Genomic DNA, 17755 nt, shown 5'->3' on the forward strand with positions numbered 1-17755 from the left:
AATTGGCGGTGCGGCGTGCGTGCGTTCGGGCGTCGCTTCAGGGTGTCGGTGGGTGCCGATAGGCTGAAAGCATGATGCGAGTCGAGCAGCCGACGGCCCATGACCCGGCCTCCGACGACGCCCTGGCGGCCGATTCCAGGGAGCGTGCCGTGCGGGCGCTGCTGCGCCGGCCGCAGCTGAAACGGTTGTGGAGCGCACAACTCGTGGGCGGCGTGGGCGATGTGCTCGCGCTGTTCGTGCTGGTGCTCCTCGCCTTCCAGACGGCCATCGCCGAGGCTTCCTTCGGTGGCGGGTACCGGGGCGTCGCGCTCACGGTCGCGGCCGTCTTCGGTACACGCGCCCTCGCGACGCTGCTCTTCGGGGCCGTACTCCTCGGGCCGCTTACCTCGCTGACCTCGCAGGAGGGTCCGCTCGACCGGCGCTGGACCATGGTCGGCGCGGACGGGGTGCGGGTCCTGCTGCTGATCGTGGCGCCCCTGTGGATCGACTGGACGCCGGACAACGCACTCGCGGTGCTGCTGGTCACCGCGTTCGTGGCCGGTGTCGCCGAGCGGTTCTGGACGGTCTGCCGGGAGAGCGCGGCGCCCGCGCTGCTGCCCGCGCCGCCGCCGGAGGGCGCGACCGTACGCCCGCTGCCGGACCACATGGACGCGCTGCGGCGCCTGTCGCTGCGTACCGGATTCGTGGCGGTGCCTCTCGCGGCCGCCGTGCTCGTCGTCGCCTCGCTGCTCAACAACCTGCTGGGCGCGGGTATCGACTGGTTCGGGCAGCACCAGGCCGCGCTCGCCTCGTACGTCGCCGCCGGGCTCTTCGCCGCCTCGCTGTCCCTGGTGACCTTCCTCGAACTGCCCAAGACGCGCACGCCGCGCGCGCGGTCCCCGCTTGAGGGGCTACGTCGGCCCAAGACCGGCACGGGTGTCGACAAGGGCCGTACGGGTGCGATCCCGCTTCTGGTGCCCGCGTGTGGAGCTGTCGCCGGTGCGGTCGCCGCGGCGGTCGCCGTCGCCGTGCTGCACGCCAAGGACCTGGGCGGCGGGCCGGTGATGTACGGGCTGCTGGTCGTCGCCCTGACCGGCGGGGTCGTCGTCGGGATCCGCCGGGCGCCGTCGGTGCTGCCGTCGCTGTCGCGGCGTCGGCTGCTTGCTTTGGCCATTGCTTTCACGGGCATCGCGCTGCTCGCCGCCGGGCTGACGCCGGATGTCACGAGTGTGGTGCTGATCCTGGGGCTGGCGGGTGTCGGCGCGGGGATCGCCGCGAACACCGGGCACACGCTGCTCGACCAGGAGGCCGAGGACTTCCGGCGCGCGCGGACCACCGAGCATCTGCATGCGGTCGTCCGGGTGTTCGTGGCGATGGCGGTGCTCGTCGCTCCGCTGTTCGCCGCCGTCATCGGGCCGCACCGGTTGGAGAGCGGCAAGTTCGTGTTCGCGCACGGGGGTGCGGCATTCACGTTGATGCTGGTGGGGGCGCTGCTGCTGCCGGTGGCGGCGTTGGTGCTGGCCAAGGTCGACGACCGGTCCGGGGTGCCGCTGCGGCAGGATCTGCGGGATGCGTTGCTGGGTGGCGATGATCCCGATCAGGCGCCTGCCTCTTCGGGGTTCTTCATCGCTCTGGAGGGCGGAGACGGCGCCGGGAAGTCCACTCAGGTCGAGGCGCTCGCCGAGTGGATTCGAGCCAAGGGGCACGAGGTCGTGGTGACGCGGGAGCCGGGGGCCACGCCGGTGGGGAAGCGGCTGCGGTCGATTTTGCTGGACGTGTCGTCGGCAGGGCTGTCGCATCGGGCCGAGGCGCTGCTTTACGCGGCGGATCGTGCCGAGCATGTGGACACCGTGGTGCGGCCCGCTCTGGAGCGGGGTGCGGTGGTCATCTCGGATCGGTACATCGACTCGTCCGTGGCCTATCAGGGGGCCGGGCGGGATCTCTCGCCCACGGAGATCGCTCGGATCTCGCGCTGGGCGACGGATGGGCTCGTGCCTCATCTGACGGTGCTGCTGGATGTGTCGCCCGAGGCGGCGCGGGAGCGGTTCACCGAGGCGCCGGACCGGCTTGAGTCGGAGCCGGCCGAGTTCCATGAGCGGGTGCGGGCGGGGTTCCTGACGCTCGCCGCGGCGGATGCCGGGCGGTACCTGGTGGTCGACGGCGTCCAGGATCCCGAGGCGATCACCACCGTTGTCCGGCATCGGCTCGATGTGATGCTGCCGCTCTCCGAGGCCGAGGTGAAGGCGCAGGAGGAGGCTCGGCGCAAGGCCGAGGAGGAAGCGCGGCGCAAGGCCGAGGAAGAGGCCGCGCGGAAGGCCGAGGAGGAGCGGCTGGAGCGTGAGCGCCAGGAGGAGCTCGCCCGGCTGCGCGCCGAGGAGGAGGAGCGCAAGCGGCGCGAGCTGGAGGAGGCTCAGCGGCGCGAGGCGGAGCGGCAGGCCGAGGAGGCCCGGCAGCGGGCCGAGGAGGCGCGTCGCCGTGCCGAGGAGGAGCAGGCGCGGCTCCTCGCTGAGGAGAAGGCCCGGGCCGAGGAGGAGGAACGGCGGCGGGTCGAGGAGGAACGGCGTCGTCAGCAGGCCGCGGAGGAACAGCGGTTGCGGGAGGAGGCCGAAGCACGCCGCTTGGAGAAGCAGCGGAAGGCCGAGGAGGCCTTGCTTCGGGCCGAGGAGGCTCGGCGGGTGGCCGCTGCCGCGGAGGCTGAGCGGATTGCTGCGGCGGCTGAGGCCGAGCGGGTCGCGGCGGAGCGGGCTGCTGAGGCCGAGCGGGTCGCTGCGGCTGAGCGTCGGGCCGCTGGGGCTTCGAGGGGTGGTGATGAGGCGGCGACTGTCCCTACGCCGGTGGTGACGCCGACGAATGCGTCCGGGGGGCCGGTGGATGAGACGGCTGTGTTGCCGCCGGTGCGGGGGGACGGGCCGGGTAGGGCTGGTTCGCAGGGTTCGCAGGGTTCGCAGGGTTCGCAGGGTTCGCAGGGTTCGCAGGGTTCGGCGGGTGCGTCGGACTCTGAGACGACGGCGAAGTTGCCGAAGCCGCCGGTGCCGCCGGGCGCGGGATCGGGAGCGGGATCGGGCTTGGCCTCGGACTCCGGTTCAGGTTGGGGTTCTGGACCGGCTTCGGCTGGGGCTTCGGAGGATGAGACCACGGTGTTGCCGCAGGTGCCCTCGGGGGCGGCCGATGAGACGGCTGTTCTGCCGCCGGTGCGTGAGGATCGTGTGCCGCCGGGGCTCTTCCGGGACGAGCGGCCCGGGCCTGACGGGACGGAGGATCGGACGCGGGAGCTTCCGCAGGTGGATGCGGAGGGGGCTCCGCGGCAGCGGCCTCGGTCGGACTGGGCCGAGGAGACGCCGCTGGACGATCTGCCGACGCTGGCGGACGAGTTGCTGGGGTCGCATGGCGATGACGAATCCGATGAGGGGCGCGGTGGCTGGGGGCGGAGGCGCCGGCGCTGAGCGCTGCGGCTCGCGTGCGGTGTGCCTCCGGCGGCGGGGCCGGGTGCGTGTGCGGTTGGTCAGTGGGCCGGGGCCTCGCCGGTACGTCACGCCCGTCGTTCGATGGCCTACTGCCCGGGGTTTTGGTGCCCTACTGCCCCGGGGGCATGTGGCGAGCCGTTCTCCGGGCAGCTGGATGCGACCGGCGCGACGCACCGGCACGGCCCTTCCGTCGCGTCGCGGCTGTCCTGCCGTTCCGGTGATGCCCTAGGCACGCGGTCTCCTGTCCTAGCCGTCCGCCCACCCGTGCCGCTGGGCGGACGGGTGGGCGCGGCGGCACCCGGCGTGCGCCGGTGAGTGAAAGCCGCACCCCAGAGCCAAGGCGGGGGCGGGTGCCTGCCCTCATTGACGAAACCCATAGGGGCACCCCACCCCCTCGTGCCCAGCGCCACCCCGCGCCGAGATCTTGGGGTCGGGGCGCGGCGGGGGGCCAGTGCGGGTCGGGTTGTCGGTGGGGTCGCGCACAATGGGGCTCGGAGAGGTGGCGTGGGAACGGAGGGTGGTGGGTCATGGGCGTGTGGGACGACCTGGTGGGGCAGGAGCGGCTGAGTGCGCAGCTCGACGCGGCCGCTCGGGACGCGGATGCGATCGTCACTGCGGCCGAGAAGAGGACCGCGCCTCCGGAGGCGTCGAAGATGACGCACGCGTGGCTGTTCACGGGGCCGCCGGGATCGGGGCGGACGACGGCGGCGCGGGCATTCGCGGCGGCGTTGCAGTGCGTGAGTCCGGATCGGGCACTCGGGGGGAGCCCGGGGTGCGGGTTCTGTGACGGGTGTCATACGGCGTTGGTGGGGACGCACGCGGATGTCAGCACGGTGGCGGCGGTCGGCACGCAGATCCTGGCCGAGGACATGCGGGACACCGTGCGGAAGTCGTACACGTCGCCAGCGACCGGGCGGTGGCAGGTCATCCTCGTCGAGGACGCCGAGCGGTTGAACGAGAAGTCGGCCAACGCGGTGCTGAAGGCAGTGGAGGAGCCCGCTCCGCGGACGGTGTGGCTGTTGTGCGCGCCATCGCTGGAGGATGTGCTGCCGACGATTCGTTCGCGGTGTCGGCATGTCGGACTGCTCACGCCCTCGGTGGACGCGGTGGCGGACATGCTCGTACGCCGGGAGGGCATCGAGCCGCAGGCTGCCGCCCTGGCGGCGCGTGCCACTCAGGGGCACATCGAGCGCGCCCGGCGGCTGGCGACCGATCCGCGGGCACGGGAGCGACGGGCCGCCGTGCTGAAGCTGCCGTTGCGGGTCGAGGACATCGGGGGGTGTCTGAAGGCCGCGCAGGAGCTGGTGGACGCGGCGTCGGAGGCGTCGAAGCAGCTTGCCGAAGAGGTCGACACCAAGGAGACCGAGGAGCTGAAGGCAGCGATGGGCGCCGTGCAGGGCGGGCGTATGCCGCGCGGCACGGCGGGCGTGATGAAGGACCTGGAGGACAAGCAGAAGCGGCGGCGTACGCGCGCGCAGCGGGACAGTCTGGATCTCGCGCTGACCGAGCTCACCGGCTTCTACCGGGACGTACTCGCCCTTCAGCTGGGGTCGCGGGTCGCGCTCTCCAATGTCGAGGTCCAGGACACCTTGGAGCGGATGGCGCGGGGAGGGACGCCCGAGTCGACGTTGCGGCGGATCGACGCGATCGCTGCGTGCCGGGAGGCGTTGGACCGGAATGTGGCGCCGTTGCTGGCCGTGGAGGCGATGACGATGACTTTGCGGGCCGGGTGATGGGTGGTCTTGTGGCCGGGTGACGTGGGATCGGCGGGCCCTATGACGTGGGGTCGTGCGGGCCGGTGACGTGGGATGACCTCGGCCGGTCGGGGGCGGTGGTGCGTTCGGTTGACCGTGTCACTCGTACGAGGAGCTTTCGTCGCCGTTCGTGATCATCTGGTCGCGTGTGGTTACGCTCGCGAGATGCACACCAGGCGTACTTTCCGGCCAAATCGGTCCCTGCGGGCCGGTGGCGCGTTGCTCGCCGCCGCCGCGCTGCTCGTCTCCGCCTGCTCTTCCGGCGGTTCCAGTACGGCGGCCACGAGGGAGGACGGGGGGCCCGCCCTCGGCGCGCTGCCCCGCGCGACGCCGTCGGCGCTGGCCCCGTACTACGAACAGAAGCTGCGCTGGCGCAACTGCGAGGTCCCCGGCTTCCAGTGCGCCACGATGAAGGCGCCCCTCGACTACGCCAAGCCGAGCGAGGGCGACGTCAGGCTGGCGGTTTCGCGGAAGAAGGCGACCGGCCCCGGCGCGCGGCTCGGATCGCTGCTGGTCAATCCGGGCGGGCCGGGCGGGTCGGCGGTCGGCTATGTGCAGGGTTACGCGGGCATCGGTTACCCGGCCAAGGTGCGCGCCCAGTACGACATGGTGGCCGTCGATCCGCGGGGCGTGGCCGGCAGTGAGCCGGTCGAATGCCTCTCCGGCCGTCAGATGGACACGTACACGCGGACGGATCTCACCCCGGACGACACGGAGGAGACGGCCGCGGTGGTCGCCGCGTACCAGCGGTTCGCGCAGGGATGCGGGGAGCGGGCGCCGAAGTTGCTGCGACATGTCTCCACGGTCGAGGCGGCCAGGGACATGGACATCCTGCGGGCCGTGCTCGGCGACGAGAAGCTGACGTATGTCGGCGCCTCGTACGGGACGTTCCTCGGCGCGACGTACGCCGGGCTGTTCCCCGAGCGCGTCGGACGACTGGTGCTCGACGGCGCGCTGGACCCGTCGCTGCCCGCCCACCGGCTCAACCAGGAGCAGACGGCGGGCTTCGAGACGGCCTTCCAGGCCTTCGCGAAGGACTGCGTACGCCGGAAGGACTGCGTGCTGGGCAGCACGCCCGCGCAGGTCGGCGAGAATCTGCGCGCGCTCTTCGAACGGCTGGACGCCCGGCCGATCGCGACCGGTGACGCCGACGGCCGGCAGCTCGAGGAGTCCCTGGCCACGACGGGCGTGATCGCGGCGATGTACGACGAGGCGGCCTGGCCCCAGCTGCGCCAGGCGCTCACCGAGGCGGTCAAGGAGGACGACGGCGCCGGCCTGCTCGCCCTCTCGGACAGCTACTACGAACGCGACGTCAACGGCAGCTACTCAAACCTGATGTACGCCAACGCCGCCGTCAACTGCCTCGACCTCCCAGCCGCCTACGACACCCCCGAGGAGGTCGAACAGGCCCTCCCCGAGTTCGAGAAGGCCTCCCCGGTCTTCGGGCGGGCCTTCGCGTGGGCCTCCCTGAACTGCGCGTACTGGCCGGTGAAGCCGACGGGCGGACCGCAGCGTATCGAGGCGAAGGGCGCCGCCCCGATCGTCGTCGTCGGCACCACCCGCGACCCCGCCACCCCTTACCGCTGGGCCCAGGCCCTCGCCTCCCAGCTCTCCTCCGCCCGCCTCCTCACCTACGACGGCGACGGCCACACCGCCTACGGCCGCGGCAGCGCCTGCATCGACTCCGCAATCAACGCCTACCTCCTCCGCGGCACACCCCCGACCGACGGAAAGCGCTGCTCACCGTCCTGATCACCGACTGCCCCAAACCCGCCCCGGCCCGCCTCCGGGGTGCCCCGACCCCTGGTTCGGAGCACCCCGGAAACTGTGTAGACTTACCGACGTTGCTGATCGCACCATAGTGCGGACAGCGCGCCGCCTTAGCTCAGATGGCCAGAGCAACGCACTCGTAATGCGTAGGTCTCGGGTTCGAATCCCGAAGGCGGCTCTGTGGAAGCCCTAGGACTCACTCGCCGTGACCTGGGGCTTTTGCTTTTCCTTGACCGTGTGAGTCGCAGACGCTGAGTACTGCCTTCCTTCGCTGAAGGTAAGGGGAGGTCAAGCGGAGGCCATTGGCGCAGCGGCGGTGCAGCGGCGACCGGGGCGATGGTTGAGTGACAGCCTTGCGGAGCGCTGAACTGAGGTGAAGGGGCTCCAGGAGCGGCGAGCGGTTCAAGGCCCTGGTGGCTCGGACCACGGCGGTGCTCTTGACGCGCGGCCTTGAGGTCGAACCAGTAGCGGTTCGAGACGTGGTGGCCTACGTGGTCAACACGGCTGCCGAGAAGATCGGGTTGGACTCCGAGGAGGCAGTCCACCTGTCTCGCCCGAGATGGTGGCGGACGTGATCGTGGCTGCGGCGGACGACTCCGATGAGAACGTGTCAGCTGTCCGCGCTGTGCGTCCGGTCCGGCTGGACTCGCGTGCGGTGGATGTGCCCACGATGGCTCTGGGACGCCTGGTGATGGCCGGGGCACAAGCCGGAAAGTACGCGGCGGCCAACCATGACAGCCGGCGGCAGTTCAGGCCATGGACCTGGTGACAGAACTCGGCTCCGCCACGGTGTCGGCGAGTGGCGGCGAACTCGTCGAGGTGCCGGTGGGAGTGCAGGACGGGCTTGCTGACCTTGTCGAGTGGGTGGTCGGCCGGGTCGAAGTTGGTGAGTGGAGCATCTGTTCGTGCGAGGAGCCGCATGAGCCGGATGAGGTAGACCGTCGGGCCGTGGTCGCCATGTCCCAGGACGCCGCCATCGCCCGGGACCTGCGGACCAAAGCAGACCAGTGGCGAGCATGGGGGAGGGCGCTCAGGGGCAGGCGCCCGAATCGAGGCAAGGCGGCGCGTAGAGCGAAGCGGAGAATGGCCGTGCGTCCGCTACGCCGTGGCGAAGTGGGAGCGTCGGGCGACCCGATGGCCCACGGGGGCAGCCGCCTACGTCGGCCAGGAGTCTCGCCTGAGTGCCGTCGGCCCGCAGGCACCCGCCTTCCGCTGTCGCGAGATCCGCTCGCAAGCCGGGTTGACCCTCGACCTTGTTTAGGGATCAGAGTGCCGGGTGTGGAGAACGACATGCGCAGCATCGGCGATATGGCCCGCGACAGCGGCTTGGGCGTGAGTGCCCTGCGGTTCTACGACCGTGCCGGTGTGCTGGTCCCGGCCTGGGTGGATCCGGTGAGCGGTTACCGCTGGTATGAACCCGAGCAGTTCGAAGAGGCCCGGCTGCTGGCCCGCTTGCGCCGGGCCGGGATGCCGCTGGCGGACATCCGGCTGGTGCTGGCTACTTGGTCCGGCGCGGACAGTGATCTGGTCCGGGAACTGCTCAAGGCGCACCTGCGCCGTCTCGAACAGGGGCTTTCCGATGCCCGCAGCGAGTTCTCCGCGCTCCGAGCGCTACTCGATCACAGGGAGAATGCCATGACCTCGCTCCGCATCGCCACCGTCCGGCTGTCCATCGACGCGCCCGAGCTGGCAGCCGCGCTGGACGCGGTCCGTTTCGCCGCGAGTACCGACCCGGAGCTGCCGATGCTCGGCGGGGTCCTGTTCGACATCGAGGGCGAGATTCTCCATGTCGTGGCCACCGACCGGTACCGAATGGCTGTCGCGCAGGCCGGGATCGCCGGGCACGACGGGAGCCGAGTGCAGGTCATCGTTCCCACCCCGCTCGCCGACGCGATGCGGGCGCTGTTGGGCAGCGAGGGACCTGTGCGGCTCGCTGTCGACGGTGACCGCGTGACACTGGAGGCCGGGGACAGGCAGGCGGCCGGTCAGTGCCTCGACCACGACTTCCCCGACTATCGGCGTCTCCTCCCCGGGGCCGGCGGACGCCGCACCCTCGTCGAGGTGGCGGACTTCCGGAAGGCGCTGGAGACCGGTCCTGTCCGTTCCGGCGAGGCCGGAGCGCATGACCTCAGCGTGCTCAGGGTGCAGGACGGCGGCACGGTGACCCTCTGCACTGACGGTGACGACGACCCGAACCGCGTGGCAGTCAACCGCGAGTTCCTGCTGGACGCGCTGGCCGCCGGGGCCCGGGACCGACTCATTCTGGAGTTCGGCGCACCCACGGCGCCGATCGCGATCCGCCGGCCCGACGACGAGGGCACCTTCTCGGTCCTGATGCCGGTCCGCTTGGAGGACTGACGGTACGTTCACCCTGATCCGGCCCGCCCAGACCAACCGGACGGAGCCGGATCAGGGTGTTGGGGAACCCACTGTCCCTCCCCTCGCAGCGTGAAGACCGTGACTGCAGGGGAAGTTGGGAGTCAGTGCGGAGAAGCGACGGAAGTTCGAGCCGGAGTTCCGTGAGGGGGCCGTACGGATCGTGACGGAGACCGGCAAGACGGGTCGCCGAGGTCGCCGAAGACGCGCCACGACGCCGAACCGGTCGTCGCCGCCCTGCACAAGGACCGGTCACCCGCGGCGGGAACGTGCGCGGCGCATCTTCCACACGGACCGCGGCAGTGGGCTCCTCTGCCCGTGCTGTCGGCTCGGCGGCGGTTGTGCCGCACAGGTCGTTGGTTGGGTGGGGAAGGAGCGGCGGGCGGGAGACGGTGCCTCCGTCCGCTGCCGGCCGGGATTACGGGCCTGATGGTCCGCGGAGGTGGCGCAGGGCTCGCGCGGCGGCGTGGGCGCCGCACATTCCGTGTGCGCCGGGGCCGGGTGGGGTGGCCGCGGAGCACAGGTAGTGGCCGGGCAGCCCGACGTCGTAGGGATGCAGGGTGGGGCGTGGGCCGACGAGCAGCTGGAGGACGTCCTTGGCGCCGGTCATGATGTTGCCGCCGACGTAGTTCGGGTTGTACTCGGCGAATCCGGGCGTGGTGCGCGTGGCGGTGCCGACGATCCGGTCCCGGAATCCCGGGGCGAACCGCTCGATCTGGGCGATGATCGCTTCGGTGGCATCGCCGGAGTAGCCGTTCGGAACGTGGGCGTAGGTCCACACCGGGTGCACGTTGCCCACCGACCGCCGCGGGTCGGCGAGGTACTGCTGTCCGACCAGGACGAACGGGCGGTCCGGCATCCGTCCGGCGTGGATCTCACGTTCGGTGGCGGCGATCTCGGCGAAGGTGCCTCCGACGTGCACCGTGCCGGCCCGCCGCGCAGCTCGGGCGGTCCAGGGGACTCCGCCTTCGACGGCGAAGTCGACCTTGAACGCCCCTGGGCCGTACCGGAATCGCCGGTAGGCGCGGGCGACGCGCGGCGGCAGCAGGTCGCCCATGATGTCCGCCAGGGCGGTGGGGGTCACGTCCCAGACGGTCACGTCGGCGGGCGACAGCTCCCGGGCCGACCGCACACGGACACCGGTCTCGATCTTCCCGCCGAGGTCGAGCAGCAGCGCCGCCATGGCGTCGGTGATGCGGCGTGATCCTCCTTCGGCGACGGCCCAGCCGTGCCGGTGTCCCGCGGTGAGGATACCGAGTCCGATGCTGGCGCTGAGGGGCCGGTGGAGAGGGTGGAAGGCGTGTGCGGCGGCCCCGCCGAAGAGAGCCCTGGCCTCCTCGGTCGAGAAGAGCTTCGCGAGCAGCGACGCGGGGGCGAGCGCGGGTGCGCCGAAGCGGGCAAGGTGAATCGGGTGCCGTGGCAGGTGCAGGAGCGGGCCGAGGATGTCGTCGCTCCACGTGTCGTACGCCGCCGAGGGGCCGTCGAAAAGCCACCGCCAGCGTCGGCCGTCGATGCCGAGACCGGTGGCGGTCTCAGCGACCGAGCGGTGCAGTACCCCGGCCGTGCCGCCGTCGAGCGGATGTGCGCAGTCGATCTCCGGCCACGCCCACCTCAGCCCGTACCGGCCCAGGTCGAGGGAGTGCAGGAACGGTGAGCCGACGGCCATCGGGTGGACGGCCGAGCAGTGGTCGTGCAGCAGCCCGGGAAGGATCGCCTCGCTCGAGCGTGTGCCGCCGCCGATCTCGTCGGCCGCCTCCAGCACCGTGACCTGTACATCCGCCATGGTCAGGGCGATGGCGGCGGCGAGGCCGTTGGGGCCGGCGCCGACCACGGTCGCTGTGCTCATGTCGTCCTGCCTTCCTGGAGATCGGGCCTGGCCCCCACCCGGTCGGGACGGGCGCTCCCGGCCGGGGTGGGGGCCAGGCCGGGACACGGGCAGCGGCCGGAAACGCGCACCGGCCGGATTACGGTCGTCGTTCGGAGCCGGAGCCGGAGCCGGAGCCGGAGCCGGAGCCGGAGCCGGAGCCGGAGCCGGAGCCGGAGCCGGAGCCGGCCGAGGTGCGGAGTCCGGCCTGGGTACGGGACCGAACCGCAGCGGCCGGAAACGCGCACCAGCCGGATTACGGTCGTCGTCCGGAGCCGGAGCCGGAGCCGGCCGAGGTGCGGAGTCCGGCCTGGGTACGGGGACCGAACGGAAAGGGGAACGGCCGCCGTGTGTACGGATGTGCCCCCACCGTCCCCTACGGAGCCAGCCCTTCCGCCACCGTGGGCTGCGCGGCCGGCGCCGTGGACGGCTGCCGGAGGGCCCAGACGACGTCGAGCGGGATCGGGCCGTTCGGCAGCCACGGCTGTTCCTCGACCGCGTCGGCGACCTTCCACGTTCCGCGCTCGATCACTCCGAGTGCGGCGTCGATCACCTGGTAGTGCTGGATCCCGCGGTGGATGGCCTGCGACTCCACCCAGACGACGATCCACTCCCCGGGGGCGAACCCGACTCGGGACTGTACGGCGTTGATCAGGTCGATGTTGTGCAGATGGCCGTCGCCGAAGTTGAACCCGATCAGCGAGTTGCATGCGAACTCGGCCTCGCGCACGGTGCGTTGATCCACGTCCGGAATGTTCTTCAGCAGGACCGAGAACAGGCCGCGGCCCTGGCTGTGCATCGACCGCCAGCCGAGTGTCTGCTGCATGGTGATCTCCGCGACCGCCGGCGGGTAGCCCATCGCCTGAAGCTGGTCCACCTGGTTCCGCGTCGGCCGGTGCGGCAGGGCGTTGAGCTTCTCCTCCGCGCCCGGCGCGAACACCCACAGCGCCGACGCCCAGTTGCCCGCGTACTGCCGCATCGAGGGCAGGAACGACACCAGGTCGGGGCGCAGGTTGCCAAGGACCGGGAAGAACAGCAGCGCGGCGGCGATCCCCGCGGCCAGCCACGGCGAGGACATGTCACCGACGCCGTAGCCGTCCTGGGCCGGGAATCCGAGGAACAGGAAGACGGACAGGTAGGCGAAGAGAAGGTTCCACTCCAGCGGTACCGCCAGCGGGAAGGCGGAGGTGATGAACAGGTGGAAGGCGACCATCAGCAGCACGCCGGCCAGGGTGAGCCAGTGGTTCGTGGAGAACAGCAGGACCAGCGGAGTGATGACCTCGACGGTCGTGCCGCCGACGTGCGCCATGAACGACGAGACCTTCGACGGGCGGATGTCACGGGGGAAGTCGCGGTAGTGCAGCCGCTTGACCCGCTTCGACGGTACGCAGGGGCTGTTGGAGATCATGGGCGCGACGACGTTGGTGAAGTGCAGCCCGAACTTCGACATCCCGGCACCGACCCAGATCACACAGATCAGCAGCTTCGCCGCGACGATCATGTCGGTGAACGGCAGGACGGCGAAGAACACCAGCGCCGGCAGGTACTGCTCGCCGCGGCCGGCCAGGAAGACCGTCTTGTCGCGCAGACCGTTCAGCACGTACAGCACGATCGGCGCGATGAGCAGGGCCGGGCGCACGAGCCCGGACGTGTTCTCCGGCAGCGCGTCGGTGAGCGATCCGCTCGACGCGCCGGGTAGCGCGATCGCGATGAGCAGGGATGCCAGGAAGGCCAGGTAGAGCAGTACGTCGGCCACGGTGCGGCGGTCGCCGCTCGTGAACGGGACACGCTTCCAGGGCCGTAGCCGGATGGTGCCCGGCCGGGCCCAGAACAGGATTCCGCCGGTCATCGGCTTGAACTTGCCGGCGATCGGTCCCCAGGAGCCCGCCACACCGAGCGTCTCCAGGAAGACCGTCCACAGCACCAGCTTCTGGTACACGACGGGCTGGTTCCACCAGGCCATGACATCCCAGAAGGGGCCGGCGTCCGAGGTCCACGTCGCCAGCGCCGTCCCACCGAGAACGTAGAGGAACAACACCTTGAACACGTAGATCGTGTGGATCATTTTCGGTGTACCGAAACCGTACTCCACCCAGTGGAGAGCCAGTGCTTTCGTGCGTTCCATGAGTGGTTTCTCCAGGAATGTTTCCTGGTCGACCGGTGGGAAGTCGCCCGTTTTGAAGCCCATGCTGCTCGCCTTTCCTGGGGCCGTTTCTGTTTCGGAGCGTGACGGTCCTCGCCCGGAATTCTCGCGGGCCAGGACTTCGGGTGAATCTTGCAGGTGAATTTTGCAGATGAATTTTTCGGATGGATGTGTCGAGTGAATGCTTATGCATTCACGGGGAAACGGGGAGTACGCGAAGGCGTGGTTTGTCGATCTTCCCCACGGGATTCTTCGGCAACGACTCGGTGACGAAGACCGACACCGGTACCTTGATCCGGGCCAGCGAGCCGCGGCAGTGCTCGATGAGCTCGGCGGCGGTGACCTCCGCGCCCGGCAGCAGTGCGACATGGGCGACGGGAACCTCACCGAGCACGGGGTCGGGTGCACCGACCACCGCCGCTTCCAGCACCGCCGGGTGGGCGTGCAGGGCGTTCTCGATCTCCTTGGGGTAGATGTTCTCCCCGCCTCGGATGATCATGTCCTTGATCCGGTCGACCAGGACGAGATAGCCGTCCGCGTCGAAGCGTCCGACGTCGCCGGTGTGCAACCAGCCGTCGACGACGGTGTCGGCCGTCTCCCGCGGCAGACCGAGGTAGCCGCGCATGACGTTCGGCCCCCGGACGACCACTTCGCCCACCGACCCGTCGTCGAGTACGTTGCCCTCGGCGTCCATCACGGCGACGGTCTGCCCGGCCAGCGGGAGCCCGACCGTCCCGGGCTTGCGTGGCCCGGCGGGCGGATTCAGGGTCGAGGCGCAGGTGCCCTCGGACAGCCCGTACCCCTCGACGATCGGCACCGCGAACCGCTTCTCGAACCGGGCGATCAGTTCGGTCGGCATCGGTGCGGCCCCGCAGATCGCCCGGCGCAGGGACGTGGTGTCCGGGCGCACCTCCTCCGGCAGCGACACCAACATCGCGTAGATCGCCGGAACGGCCGAGAAGTAGGTCGGCCGGGCACGTTCGACCGCGGCGAAGAAGGCCGACGTCCGGAAGCGGCCGGCGATCGTCGTACGTCCGCCCGCGAGCAGCGGCGACAGCACACTCACCACGATCCCGTTGACGTGGAACAACGGCAGGATCAGCAGGCTGTGATCGGTCTCGTCCAGGCCGAGGCCGTCGATGATCATCCGGCACATCGCCGCGACGTTGCCGTGGTCGAGCATGACGCCCTTCGGGCGCCCCGTGGTCCCGCTCGTGTAGATGATCAGGGCCAGGGAGTCGGAGGCGGGAACGACGGCGTCGGCGGTGGTGCTCGAGGAGGTGTCCTCCTCCTCGAGCGAGGCGTGCACCACCGCGGTCACGTCGAGCGTCCCGGCGGTGCGTGTCCCGTCGTCGGCGATCACCACCTTGGCCGCGGAGTCCTCGATCTGATGGCGAACCTCGGCGTCGGTGAGCTCAGGGTTCACGGGCGTGACCGCGGCGCCCAGGCGCCATGCCGCGAACATGGTGACGACCAGTTCCAGACGATTCGGCAGAACCACCGCGACCACATCTCCGGCCCGTATTCCGTTGGCCCGGAGAACTGCCGCCGCGCCTCGGACGCGTTTCAGGAAATCCTGATTCTCCAGCTGCTCATGGTCGTCTGCGATACAGGGGCCCGTGGGGTTTCTGGCGGCCCGGGCATCCGGCAATTCGGCGATGTGCTGCACGATTCCTCACCATTGAGTCGCACCGTGACGAAGTAATGAGGAAAAGGTAGGCAGGGAGCACGTGTCCGGCTATGGGCTTGCATCCCAGCCCGGGACCGTCCCTTTGTGCCACCGTCACAAAGCGGGAAGCGCGGTGACCGGGCGCCGCCAGGTACTGTCCCGGCATGAGCCGTCACGTTACCTTCCCGGTATGAACGTCCATGTCGACGGTGCCGTGCACGATGTCGCCAAGCACCTCCAGGCCGATCTGGAGAACCTCACCGCGGGAATGACCGCGATGTTCGTCGACGTCATCCCCGAGTTCCGCCACGACGACGCCGTGCGGCGACTCATGATCGCCAGCACCTCGTCGAATCTCCTGGCCATCCTCGACATGCTCGCTCTGGGTATCTCCCTCGACGACATCACCGTGCCGCCGGCCGCGGCCGAGTACGCCCGGCGCTTCGCCCAGCACGACCTGTCCCTGGAAGCCTTGCTGCGCGCCTACCGCCTCGGCGAGCACATGGTCGTGCAGCGGGCCATGACCGCCCTCGGACGCCTCGAACTGTCCATGGAGGACGCGCTGGCGACGACGAGCCGGATCGCGCTCCTGACGAACAGTTACATCGACCAGGTCATCGAGGGTGTCATCGACATCTATGAGAACGAGCGCAGACGATGGGACGCCCGCTCCGACGCGGCCCGCGCCGCCCAGGTCCGGGCCGTGCTCGACACCGAGGGGCTGGACCTGGCATCGGCCGAGAAGATGCTGTCGACGTCCCTTCGCGGGTGGCACCTCGCGGCGATCATCTGGACGCGTCCCGGCTCACCCGCCCAGGCCGGGGCCGGACTCCGTGCCGGGGCGGCGATTCTGGCCGCGGCCACCGGCAAGACCCCGCTGACGATCTCCGCCGACGAGCAGACGTACTGGGCCTGGATCTCCTCCGCCGGCAAGCCGGTCCTCGACGTTCCCCGGCTCGAAGAGGAGCTCGGCAGACACCCCGCGCTCCGTATCGCCATCGGCGACCCGTCCTCCGGACTCGACGGATTCCGCCAGACGTTCCGGGACGCGCAGCGCGCCCGCAATGTCGCCGTCACCGGAGCCGACCCCGACCGCTCACTCACCCTGCACTCCCACGTCGCGCTGGCCGGCCTCCTCGTCGATCACCTCACCGACGTCAAGGCCTGGGCCGAACGCGTCCTCGGCGACCTCATGCGCGATGACGACGCCACGATCCGCCTGCGCGAGACCGTGCAGGTCTTCCTGGACGCACGAGGCAGCTTCACCGACGCCGCCACCCGCATGCACGTCCACAAGAACACCGTGCACTACCGCGTCCGCAAGGCCGAGGAGATCCTGGGCCACCCGCTCACCGAGAGCCGACTGGACATCGAGGTGGCCCTGCTGGCCTGCGCACAGCTCGGGCTCCGGTCCGTGGAGGGTGCGCGGAGACCGTCGTGACCGACGAGGCGCAACGGTCGTGGCAGGCGAGGGAGGCCCTGGGGTGCCCTGTTCGCCGGAGTGTGGCGACTCGCGGTTGCCGGGCCGTCCGGTGTGAGGGTCGTGTCTACGGTGCGTTCTCGTAGAGCGTGACCACGCAGGCCCCGCCCAGACCGATGTTGTGCTGGAGCGCGGTCCGTACGTCCTCGACCTGGCGGGCGTCGGCCTGGCCGCGCAGCTGCCAGGAAAGCTCGGCGCACTGGGCCAGGCCGGTCGCCCCGAGGGGGTGTCCCTTGGAGAGCAGGCCGCCGGAGGGGTTGGTGACCACTTTGCCGCCGTAGGTGTTGTCGCCGTCGAGCACGAACTTCTCGCCCGTACCCTCCGGGGTGAAGCCGAGCGCTTCGTAGCTGATCAGTTCGTTGGACGTGAAGCAGTCGTGCAACTCGGCCACGCCGATGTCCTCCGGCCCGTACCCGCTCGCCTCGTAGACCTGCCGGGCGGCCTCCCGCGTCATGTCGTAGCCGACCACCCGCATCATGTCTCCCGAGTCGAAGGTGCCCGGGGTGTCGCTGGTCATGGCCTGGGCGCGGATCACGACGGGGGAGCGCACGCGGTGCCGGCGGGCGAAGTCCTCGCTGCAGAGCACCGCCGCGGCGGCCCCGCAGGTCGGTGGGCAGCACTGCAGCCGGGTCAGGGGCCCGTAGATGTGCGGCGAGGCGAGTACCTCGTCCTCCGTGACGGGGGTGCGGAACACCGCGTACGGATTGCCTGCCGCGTGTCGGCGTGCCTTCACCGCGATCTTCGCGAAGGTGGCCGGATCGGTGCCGTACTTGTCGGTGTACGCGACCCCGGCGCCACCGAACAGCTGGGCCGCGACCGGTATCCGCTCGTCGAACCCCTGCAGTTCCGTCATCCGGTCGAGCAACCGGCGCAGGGGATCCGGGCGGTCGCCCCAGACACTGCCCAGCGCACCGGGGCGCATCTGCTCGAAGCCGACGGCCAGCACACAGTCGGCGGCGCCGGAGGCGACGGCCTGGCGGGCGAGCCAGAGGGCCGAGGAGCCGGTGGAGCAGTTGTTGTTCACGTTCACGACGGGGATCGCGGAGAGGCCGAGGGAGTACAGCGCGCACTGGCCGGCCGTCGAGTCTCCGTAGACGTACCCCGCGTAGGCCTGCTGGACGGCTTGGTACGGAATCCCGGCGTCGTCCAGTGCCGACCGGGCGGCCCGCTCGGCCATGACGGGATAGCTTTCGCTTCTGCCGGGCCTGCCGAACGGGATCATGCCGACCCCGGCCACGCGCACCTTGTCAACCATG

Annotated in this window: 9 protein-coding genes and 1 tRNA gene; 6 read left to right on the forward strand and 4 right to left on the reverse strand. The window is 70.4% G+C overall.

The genetic code is table 11. The features are described from left to right. The first annotated feature begins 71 nt into the window (after positions 1 to 71). The 5 genes from tmk (at position 72) to JIX55_RS29215 (ending at position 9325) form a co-directional block, all read left to right on the forward strand. A complete protein-coding gene (gene tmk, locus JIX55_RS29195; protein ID WP_257566234.1) occupies positions 72 to 3422 on the forward strand; it encodes a dTMP kinase in 3351 nt (1116 codons plus the stop codon). 548 nt (positions 3423 to 3970) lie between these two features. Next, positions 3971 to 5176: a DNA polymerase III subunit delta' gene (locus tag JIX55_RS29200; RefSeq protein WP_257566235.1), complete on the forward strand. Its 1206-nt coding sequence runs from the start codon at positions 3971 to 3973 to the stop codon at positions 5174 to 5176. A gap of 186 nt (positions 5177 to 5362) precedes the next feature. Beyond that, positions 5363 to 6949, forward strand: coding sequence for an alpha/beta hydrolase (locus JIX55_RS29205; RefSeq protein WP_257566236.1), 1587 nt, complete (start codon positions 5363 to 5365; stop codon positions 6947 to 6949). A 122-nt stretch (positions 6950 to 7071) separates the two neighbouring features. Beyond that, positions 7072 to 7145 (forward strand) — tRNA-Thr (locus tag JIX55_RS29210). A 1112-nt stretch (positions 7146 to 8257) separates the two neighbouring features. Further along, complete coding sequence (locus JIX55_RS29215) at positions 8258 to 9325, forward strand: DNA polymerase III subunit beta family protein (protein WP_257566237.1); 1068 nt, start codon at positions 8258 to 8260, stop codon at positions 9323 to 9325. A gap of 436 nt (positions 9326 to 9761) precedes the next feature. Here the strand turns inward: JIX55_RS29215 and JIX55_RS29220 are convergent, their stop codons facing one another. From JIX55_RS29220 to JIX55_RS29235, 3 genes are all read right to left on the reverse strand, one after another. Further along, the gene (locus tag JIX55_RS29220) at positions 9762 to 11189 is read right to left on the reverse strand and encodes a phytoene desaturase family protein (RefSeq protein ID WP_257566238.1); all 1428 of its coding nucleotides are present in this window, start codon (positions 11187 to 11189) and stop codon (positions 9762 to 9764) included. Between the two features lie 394 nt (positions 11190 to 11583). Beyond that, positions 11584 to 13395: a DUF3556 domain-containing protein gene (locus JIX55_RS29230; RefSeq protein ID WP_257566239.1), complete on the reverse strand. Its 1812-nt coding sequence runs from the start codon at positions 13393 to 13395 to the stop codon at positions 11584 to 11586. A gap of 148 nt (positions 13396 to 13543) precedes the next feature. Beyond that, complete coding sequence (locus JIX55_RS29235) at positions 13544 to 15019, reverse strand: class I adenylate-forming enzyme family protein (protein ID WP_257566240.1); 1476 nt, start codon at positions 15017 to 15019, stop codon at positions 13544 to 13546. Positions 15020 to 15209: 190 nt separating this feature from the next. Here JIX55_RS29235 and JIX55_RS29240 point away from each other — a divergent pair, with 190 nt between their 5' ends. Next, positions 15210 to 16460, forward strand: a complete 1251-nt coding sequence (locus JIX55_RS29240) for a helix-turn-helix domain-containing protein (RefSeq protein ID WP_257566241.1) — start codon at positions 15210 to 15212, stop codon at positions 16458 to 16460. Between the two features lie 106 nt (positions 16461 to 16566). Here JIX55_RS29240 and JIX55_RS29245 read toward each other — a convergent pair whose 3' ends face one another. Beyond that, positions 16567 to 17754 carry a lipid-transfer protein gene (locus tag JIX55_RS29245; RefSeq protein ID WP_257566242.1) on the reverse strand — a complete coding sequence of 396 codons (1188 nt, stop codon included), beginning with the start codon at positions 17752 to 17754 and terminating at the stop codon, positions 16567 to 16569. Position 17755 lies beyond the last annotated feature (1 nt).

It is taken from the genome of Streptomyces sp. DSM 40750 (assembly GCF_024612035.1).
Lineage (GTDB): Bacteria > Actinomycetota > Actinomycetes > Streptomycetales > Streptomycetaceae > Streptomyces.

What these genes read in the sequence shown, in the direction of transcription:
- JIX55_RS29215 (WP_257566237.1), top strand. Translation starts at nt 8,258, where the DNA reads ATGCGCAGCATCGGCGATATGGCCCGCGACAGCGGCTTGGGCGTGAGT.
- JIX55_RS29230 (WP_257566239.1), bottom strand. Translation starts at nt 13,395, where the DNA reads ATGGGCTTCAAAACGGGCGACTTCCCACCGGTCGACCAGGAAACATTC.
- JIX55_RS29220 (WP_257566238.1), bottom strand. Translation starts at nt 11,189, where the DNA reads ATGAGCACAGCGACCGTGGTCGGCGCCGGCCCCAACGGCCTCGCCGCC.
- JIX55_RS29245 (WP_257566242.1), bottom strand. Translation starts at nt 17,754, where the DNA reads ATGGTTGACAAGGTGCGCGTGGCCGGGGTCGGCATGATCCCGTTCGGC.
- JIX55_RS29200 (WP_257566235.1), top strand. Translation starts at nt 3,971, where the DNA reads ATGGGCGTGTGGGACGACCTGGTGGGGCAGGAGCGGCTGAGTGCGCAG.
- tmk (WP_257566234.1), top strand. Translation starts at nt 72, where the DNA reads ATGATGCGAGTCGAGCAGCCGACGGCCCATGACCCGGCCTCCGACGAC.
- JIX55_RS29240 (WP_257566241.1), top strand. Translation starts at nt 15,210, where the DNA reads ATGAACGTCCATGTCGACGGTGCCGTGCACGATGTCGCCAAGCACCTC.
- JIX55_RS29205 (WP_257566236.1), top strand. Translation starts at nt 5,363, where the DNA reads ATGCACACCAGGCGTACTTTCCGGCCAAATCGGTCCCTGCGGGCCGGT.